Origin of the sequence: Paucibacter sp. XJ19-41, assembly GCF_028462495.1 — a bacterium.
Classification (GTDB): domain Bacteria; phylum Pseudomonadota; class Gammaproteobacteria; order Burkholderiales; family Burkholderiaceae_C; genus Roseateles_E.
In genome coordinates this window covers 19,971-27,170 of the sequence record NZ_JAQOWX010000084.1, presented here as the reverse complement: position 1 = coordinate 27,170, position 7,200 = coordinate 19,971, and the positions used below count along the sequence as shown (strand labels likewise).

The window sequence follows — 7,200 nt, the reverse complement described above, 5'->3', positions numbered from 1 at the left end:
CCATCCTGACCTCCCTGAAGGCCAAGAAGCCCGATGTGGTCTTCTTCGGCGGCATGGATGCGGTGGCTGGCCCGATGCTGCGCCAGATGAAGCAGCTGGGCATCAGCGCCAAGTTCGTCGGCGGTGACGGCATCTGCACGGGCGAGCTGCCCAAGCTCTCGGCCGGCACCATGGCCGATGAGCAGGTGGTCTGCGCCGAGGCCGGCGGCGTCGAGGGCGAGTCCAAGAAGTCGCTGGATGACTTCAAGGCCAAGTTCAAGGCCAAGTACAAGGCGGATGTGCAGATCTACGCCCCCTATGTCTACGACGCCGTCAATGTGATGGTCGACGCGATGGTCAAGGCCGGTTCGGCCGAGCCCGCGAAGTACCTGCCGGTGCTGGCCAAGACCGATGGCTACAAGGGCGTGACCGGCACGATCTCGTTTGACAGCAAGGGCGATATCAAGAACGGCGCGCTGACCTTGTTCACCTACAAGTCGGGTTCGCGCCAGCAGATCGCCGTCGTGCGCTGATCGATGTGCCCGGATCTGCCTTGAGCAGATCCGGGCCGGACCCGGCCCGCCAGAGTCGGGTCTTCAGCGCAGCGCCTGCGCGATGCCGCGCAGCGCTGGTGATTCCTGTGCCCGTATCAGGTAGACGGGGATGGCTTCCAGAAAGCTCCGGAAGCGCCCCTTGTCGACGAAGCGTTCGTAGAAGGGCGATGCGTCCAGCCGCTCGATCACGCGGGGCAGCACGCCGCCGCCCAGATAGATGCCGCCGCGCGCACCCAGGGTCAGGGCCAGATTGCCGGCCATGGATCCGAGAAAGGCGAACAGCAGGTCCAGGGTCTGCGCGGCGCGGGCATCGCTGCCCGCCAATGCCGCCGCGCTGATGCCCGGGGCGTCCAGGCCGGCGGGCACTGCCACGCCGTCCAGCGCGCACAAGGCCTCGTAGACCCAGACCATGCCCAGGCCCGAGACCGCACGCTCGGCCGAGGCATGGCCGAAACGCCGCTGCAGCTGGGCCAGCACCGCAACTTCCAGCTCGGTGACGCCGCACAAGGTGGCATGGCCGCCTTCGCCCTCCAGAGCGCGGTAGCCCTCGCCGCAGGGCAGCAGGCCGGAGACACCGAGCCCGGTGCCGGGGCCGATCAAGGCCATTGCCGCGCCGGGCACCGGCTGGCCGCCGCAGAGCTGCTGCTTCTCGTCCGGCCGTAGCATCGGCAGCGCCATCGCCAGCGCGGCGAAATCGTTCAGCACCAGCAGTCGCCGCAGGTCCAAGGTTTCGCGCAATGCTTCGATCGAGAAGGACCAGTGGTGGTTGGTCATCTGCACCCGGTCGCCGGTGATCGGGTTGGCGATGCCGATCGCACCCTGGGCCGCGCCAGCGTTGCCGCTGTCGCGCAAATAGGTCTCGATGGCCTGCTGCAGGCTGGGATACTCGGCGCAGCGATAGGTCTGCACATCCCGCAGCGGCGCGCCGGCAGCCGGCTGCCAGGCGAAACGGGCATGGGTGCCGCCGACATCGGCCAGCAGCCGGGCGTCCGCCGAGTCCGACAGGCCCGTCCTCATGCCACCCGCCTTTCACTGGCGGCATCGAAGAGATGCGCGGTCTCGGCCGCCCATTGCAGGTGCACGGTCTCGCCGACCTGCATGCGCAGATGGCCGGCGACGCGCGAGGTGAGCTTGCCCAGCGCGGTCTCAACCAGCACATAGGTCTCGGGACCGGTCGGCTCAATCATCAGCAGGCGGCCGGGCAGGCCCTGGTCGGCCAGCGTGATGTGCTCGGGCCGCAGGCCGTACAGGCATTGCGCGGAGGCTGCCTCAAGCGCGGCGCCCTGCGTCGTGCTCAGCGGCAAGACCTGACCCTGCGCCGCCAGGCCCTTGGCGCTGCGCTCGGCGCTGACGAAGTTCATGGTCGGCGAGCCGATGAACTCGGCAACGAAGCGGGTCGCCGGCCGGCTGTAGATCTCCTCGGGTGTGCCGAACTGCTGGACCACGCCTTCCTTCATCACCGCGATGCGATCGCCCAGGGTCATGGCCTCGACCTGGTCATGGGTCACATAGACCGTGGTGGTGCGGGTGCGCTGGTGCAAGAGCTTGATCTCGGCGCGCATCTCGATGCGCAGCTTGGCATCGAGATTGGACAGCGGCTCGTCGAACAGAAAGAGCTTGGGGTCGCGCGCCAGCGCCCGGCCCATCGCGACGCGCTGGCGCTGGCCGCCGGACAGCTGGCCCGGCTTGCGGTCCAGCAGATGGCCGATCTGCAGCATCTTCGCGACGCGCTGCACGGTCTGCTCGCGCTGCGCGCGCGGCACCTTGCGCATCTCCAGGCCGAAGGCGATGTTTTGCGCGACATTCATGTTCGGGTAGAGCGCATAACTCTGGAACACCATCGCGATGTCGCGGTCCTTGCTGGGCAGGTAGGTGACATCGCGCTCGCCGATGCTGATGCGGCCCGAGCTCGGGTGCTCGAGGCCGGCAATCATCGACAGCAGGGTCGACTTGCCGCAGCCCGAGGGCCCGACCAGTATCAGGAACTCGCCGGCCTCGATCGCGATGTCGATGCCCTTGAGGATCTCGATGCCGCCATAGCTTTTGCGGACCTGGGAAATATTCAGAGCGCCCATAGTCTTTCTCAACCTTTCACGGCGCCGGCCGTAAGCCCGCGCACGAAGTACTTGCCTGCCACGATGTAGATGAACAAGGTCGGCAGCGCGGCGATCATCGCGGCGGCCATGTCGACGTTGTATTCCTTGACCGAGCTCGAGGTGTTGGCCAGATTGTTCAGGCCCACGGTGATGGGCTTGCTGTCGGCCCCGGAGAACACGACGCCGTAGAGGAAGTCGTTCCAGATCGCGGTGAACTGCCAGATCAGCGTGACGACGATGATGGGCGTGGACAGCGGCACGACGATGCGCCAGAAGATCTGCCAGAAGGAGGCGCCATCCAGCGTCGCGGCCTTGATCAGCTCGTCGGGCAGGCCGATGTAGTAATTGCGGAAGAACAGCGTGGTCGACGGGATGCCGGCCAGCACATGGACCAGGATCAGGCCCCAGACCGAGCTGGCGATGCCCAGCCAGCCCAGCACCTGGCTCATCGGCAACAGCACTACCTGCATCGGCATGAAGACGCCGAACAAGAGCAGCGCGAACATCAGCTCGCTGCCGCGAAAGCGCCATTTGGTCAGCACATAGCCGTTCAGCGCGCCCAGCACGGTCGAGATCAGCACGGCCGGCACCACCATCAGCACCGAGTTCATGAAGAAGGGCCGCAGGCCGCCGCAGTCGGTGCCGGTGCAGGCGCTGCGCCAGGCCTTGCTCCAGGCCTCGAAGCTGGGGCTCATCGGCAGCGCCAGCAGGGTGCTGTTGCGGACCTCGTCCATGCTCTTCAGCGAGGTCGACACCATCACGTACAGCGGCGTCAGGAAGAAGGCGGCGAACAGCAGCAGGCTGCCGATCAGCACCAGGCGGTGCAGGGTCAGGGCGGGCGTGCGCATCAGGATTTCCTCCGCAGCTCGGAGTAGAGGTAGGGCACGACGATGGCCGCGATCGTGGCCAGCATGATGGTGGCGCTGGCCGCGCCCAGGCCGATCTGGCCGCGCGAGAAGGCCATCGTGTACATGAAGGTGGCTGGCAGGTCGGTGGCGTAGCCGGGGCCGCCGGCGGTCAGCGCCATCACCAGATCGAAGCTCTTGATCGCCAGATGGCTGACCACCATCAGGGTCGAGAAGAACACCGGCCGCAGGCTGGGGATCAGGATGCGCCAGTAGATGCGCGGCAGGCTGGCCCCGTCGACCTGGGCGGCTTTGATGATGGCGTCGTCGATGCCGCGCAGGCCGGCCAGGAACAAGGCCATCACGAAGCCGGCCGACTGCCAGATGCCGGCGATGACGACGCAGTAGATCGCCATATCGGGATCGACCAGCCAGCCGAAGCTGAAGCTCTCGAAGCCCCATTGCTGCAGCAGATGCTCAAGCCCGAGGCCGGGATTCAGGATCCACTTCCAGGCCGTGCCGGTGACGATGAAGGACAGCGCCATCGGGTAGAGGTAGATGGTGCGCAGCAGGCCCTCGGCGCGCACCTTCTGGTCCAGCAGGATGGCCAGCAGCAGGCCCAGGGCCATGCCGCCGCCGATGAAGAGGCCGCCGAACACGCCCAGATTACGCAGCGCCAGCCACCAGCGCTCGTTCTCGAACAGCGCCTGGTACTGCTCCAGGCCGACGAACTCGTAGTTGGGCAGCAGGCGTGAGGCCGAGACCGAGAAATAGCCGTTCCAGGCCATCAGGCCATAGATGAAGAAGAAGGAGAGGACGAAGGTGGGCGCGACCACCAGCTTGGGAAGCCAGGGGCTGCGCGCGGCCGAGGGGAGGGCTGTCATGCGCGTAAGACCGGTGAACCTAGGGCGGGGAAGCTGGCGCGGACCGGGCCGCGCCAGCGGACTGCGGGCGCGTGGCCTACTTGGTTTTGGCGGCCGCGGCGATCTTGGCCTGCGCCTCCTTGGCCGTCATCTTGTCGCTGTTCCAGAACTGGCTGACCACGTCCTTGATCGCGCCCTCGGCGGCGGCGCCGACGGCCATGCCGTGCGCGATCGAGGGCACCAGACCGCCGGACTTCGCGGTCGAGACGAAGTCGGCCGAGGAGGTCTTGGCACAGTCGTCGAACTTATCCATCTTCATGTTCAGCCGAACCGGGATCGAGCCCTTGTTCAGATTGAACAGCTCCTGGAACTCGGGCGACATGATGGCCACGGCCAGGTCCCTCTGCGCCTTGATATTGGCCTCGTTCTTCAGCTTGAAGAGCGCGAAGGAGTCGATGTTGAAGGTGAAGGCCTTGGCACTGCCCGGCGTCGTGGTGCAGATGAAGTCCTTGCCCGGCACCTTGCCTGCCGCCACGAACTCGCCCTTGGCCCAGTCGCCCATGATCTGCATGCCGGCCTCGCCCTTGATGACCATCGCGGTGGCCAGGTTCCAGTCGCGGCCCGGGGCGTTCTTGTCGGTGTAGGTCTTGATGCGCTTGAAGGTGCTCAGCACCTTCTCCATTGTCGGACCGTTCAGCGTGGCCGGGTCCAGCTGCACCAGGGCCTTCTTGTAGAAGTCCACGCCGCCTTCGCCCAGCGCCACGGCTTCGAAGGTGGTGAAGTCCTGCCAGTTCTGCCCGCCATGGGCGACCGGCACGATACCGGCCTTCTTCAGCGCTTCGGCGGCGACGAAGAACTCATCCCAGTTGCTGGGCAGCTTGGCGCCCGCCTTCTTCAGCGCCTCGGGGTTGGCCCACAGCCAGTTGACGCGGTGCACATTGACCGGCGCGGCGATGTAGTGGCCCTTGTACTTCATGATGTCGGCGACCGGGCCCGGCAGGATCTCGTCCCATTTGCCGGCCTTGGCCACCTCGTCCATAGGGGTCAGCACGCCCTCGCGGGCCCACTCCTGCAGCGACGGGCCCTTGATCTGCGCGGCGGCCGGCGCATTGCCCGAGACCACGCGCGACTTCAGCACCGTCATCGCCGAATCGCCGCCGCCGCCGGCGACCGCGAAGTCCTTCCAGCTGTGGCCCTGGGCCAGCAGCGTGGCCTTCAGCGCGGTGGCCGCCTTGGCCTCGCCGCCACTGGTCCACCAGTGCAGCACCTCGACCTCGCCGGCCTGGGCGGCGGCGGTGGCGAACAGCAGGGCAGCCGTCGCTGCTTGGGTAGGGATGAATTTTTTCATGATGTCTCCTTCAGGGATTTTGCTGGCGTGACATTGGACTTCAGAACCACCACTCGACCTGGGCGCCGAGGCTGTTGCCCGAGGTCTTGTCGTCGAAAGCGGCCTGGCCGGTCACATTGCCGGCGGCCTTGTTCCACTTGGCCATCGTCGCGTAGAGGCGGAACTCGGGGCGGCTGAAGAAGTCCGAACCGACTGACAGGGTCGGCGCGATCGTCAGCTTGGTCAGGCGCGCGGTCTGGCCACCGTCGGGCTTGTACTGCGAGACCCCCAGTTCGCCGACCATCTTGAAGTGGCGCGACAGCGCATAGGAAGCCCGGCCGCCGACCGAGAAGGACTTGGTGCTGATGCCCAGCTTGTTCTTCTCGCGGGCCAGCAGGATCAGGGCCTGGCCGCCGAACGGGCCTTGCTGCCAGTTGATCGACTCGACGATGCGGTAGGACTTGGCCTTGGACCCGGCCGTCAGGTCGCCAAAGTTGGAGTTCAGTCCGGCCGAGCCCTGGGCATACTGCAGCCACAGGGTGTTGTTCAGGCTGCTGCCCAGCAGCTTCTCCTGGTCATGGCGGATGGCCAGGCCGGCGCCCTTGGTGCCGCCGGCGAACTGGCCCTTGGTGACGGTGGCGAAGACATTGAGCTTGCCGCCCGGGTTGCTGTCTATGCCCACCCATTCGATATTGCTGCGATGGCCCGGCAGCACGGCACTCGCCTCGGTCTTGTAGTAGGCGACGCCCAGCGCGCCGGGACCGACCTTGAAGCCCTTGGCACCGGCGCCGACGCCCACCATCTCGGTGAAATAGGTGTCGACGATGTGCACATCGCCGCGNGCGACGCCCAGCGCGCCGGGACCGACCTTGAAGCCCTTGGCACCGGCGCCGACGCCCACCATCTCGGTGAAATAGGTGTCGACGATGTGCACATCGCCGCGCCGGCCGCGCTCCTTGCCGATCCAGAAGGTGGCCTCCGGGGCGATGTCGAAACCCTTGGCTTCGGCAAACATCTGCGCGATCTTCAGACCGTCGCCATTGGTGTCGGTGGCGGCCGTGTAGTGGTCGGTCATCAGCGTGACCTTGTAGTCGATGCCGTCCTTCTTGAAGCCTTGGCTGAGCTGGAACTCGCCGTAGAAGTCGCATTCATTGCCGAGCCGGTACTTCATGCCCGAGCTGCCGCCGTTCAGGCCGTAGCAGGCGCGCGAGGTGGCGTTGCTGGTCAGCCCGGGGCCGGCGCGGAAGTAGCCGGTCCAGTCGACGGCGAGGCTGTAGCCGCTGGCGCCCAGCAGGGCCAGGGCCAGAGGGAGGCGCTTGAGCGCCCGGGTGTAGTGCTGCGTCATGGTTGCTTGTCTCTGTGTTGTTTGCCCGACGCCGCTCCGGGTGCGTGGCGTTAAGCAAATGTTCATGTTCTTTGCATGCGGAGCGGATATTAATTTCTTGTTAATGTTTCCGTATCCGTGCTTACCATTAGTGCGCAAGGCGACCCATCGGGCGCCGTCTTGGTGCTCGCTGCGCCCTTTGCGGGCGGGGT

7 protein-coding genes are annotated in these 7,200 nt (G+C 66.2%); 1 reads left to right on the top strand and 6 read right to left on the bottom strand.

Annotation, left to right across the window (positions count from 1 at the left end; all coding sequences use genetic code 11):
- The coding region (locus PO768_RS19885) for an ABC transporter substrate-binding protein (RefSeq protein ID WP_272647436.1) at positions 1-512 on the top strand (512 nt) is incomplete at its 5' end.
- Positions 513-575: 63 nt separating this feature from the next.
- Here the strand turns inward: PO768_RS19885 and glk are convergent.
- The 6 genes from glk to PO768_RS19855 all read right to left on the bottom strand — a co-directional run bounded on the left by glk (position 576) and on the right by PO768_RS19855 (position 7,009).
- Positions 576-1,550 carry a glucokinase gene (gene glk / locus PO768_RS19880; RefSeq protein ID WP_272647435.1) on the bottom strand — a complete coding sequence of 325 codons (975 nt, stop codon included), beginning with the start codon at positions 1,548-1,550 and terminating at the stop codon, positions 576-578.
- Entirely contained in the window at positions 1,547-2,608 is a 1,062-nt protein-coding gene (locus tag PO768_RS19875; protein ID WP_272647434.1) for an ABC transporter ATP-binding protein, read from the bottom strand. Before PO768_RS19875 ends, glk begins: the two co-directional genes overlap by 4 nt.
- Positions 2,609-2,616: 8 nt before the next feature.
- A complete protein-coding gene (locus tag PO768_RS19870) occupies positions 2,617-3,477 on the bottom strand; it encodes a carbohydrate ABC transporter permease (RefSeq protein ID WP_262968498.1) in 861 nt (286 codons plus the stop codon).
- The gene (locus tag PO768_RS19865) at positions 3,477-4,358 is read right to left on the bottom strand and encodes a carbohydrate ABC transporter permease (RefSeq protein ID WP_272647433.1); all 882 of its coding nucleotides are present in this window, start codon (positions 4,356-4,358) and stop codon (positions 3,477-3,479) included. Before PO768_RS19865 ends, PO768_RS19870 begins: the two co-directional genes overlap by 1 nt.
- Before the next feature lie 76 nt (positions 4,359-4,434).
- A complete protein-coding gene (locus PO768_RS19860) occupies positions 4,435-5,685 on the bottom strand; it encodes an ABC transporter substrate-binding protein (RefSeq protein ID WP_272647432.1) in 1,251 nt (416 codons plus the stop codon).
- Positions 5,686-5,725: 40 nt separating this feature from the next.
- Positions 5,726-7,009 carry a maltoporin gene (locus tag PO768_RS19855; RefSeq protein ID WP_272647431.1) on the bottom strand — a complete coding sequence of 428 codons (1,284 nt, stop codon included), beginning with the start codon at positions 7,007-7,009 and terminating at the stop codon, positions 5,726-5,728.
- Positions 7,010-7,200: the final 191 nt, after the last annotated feature.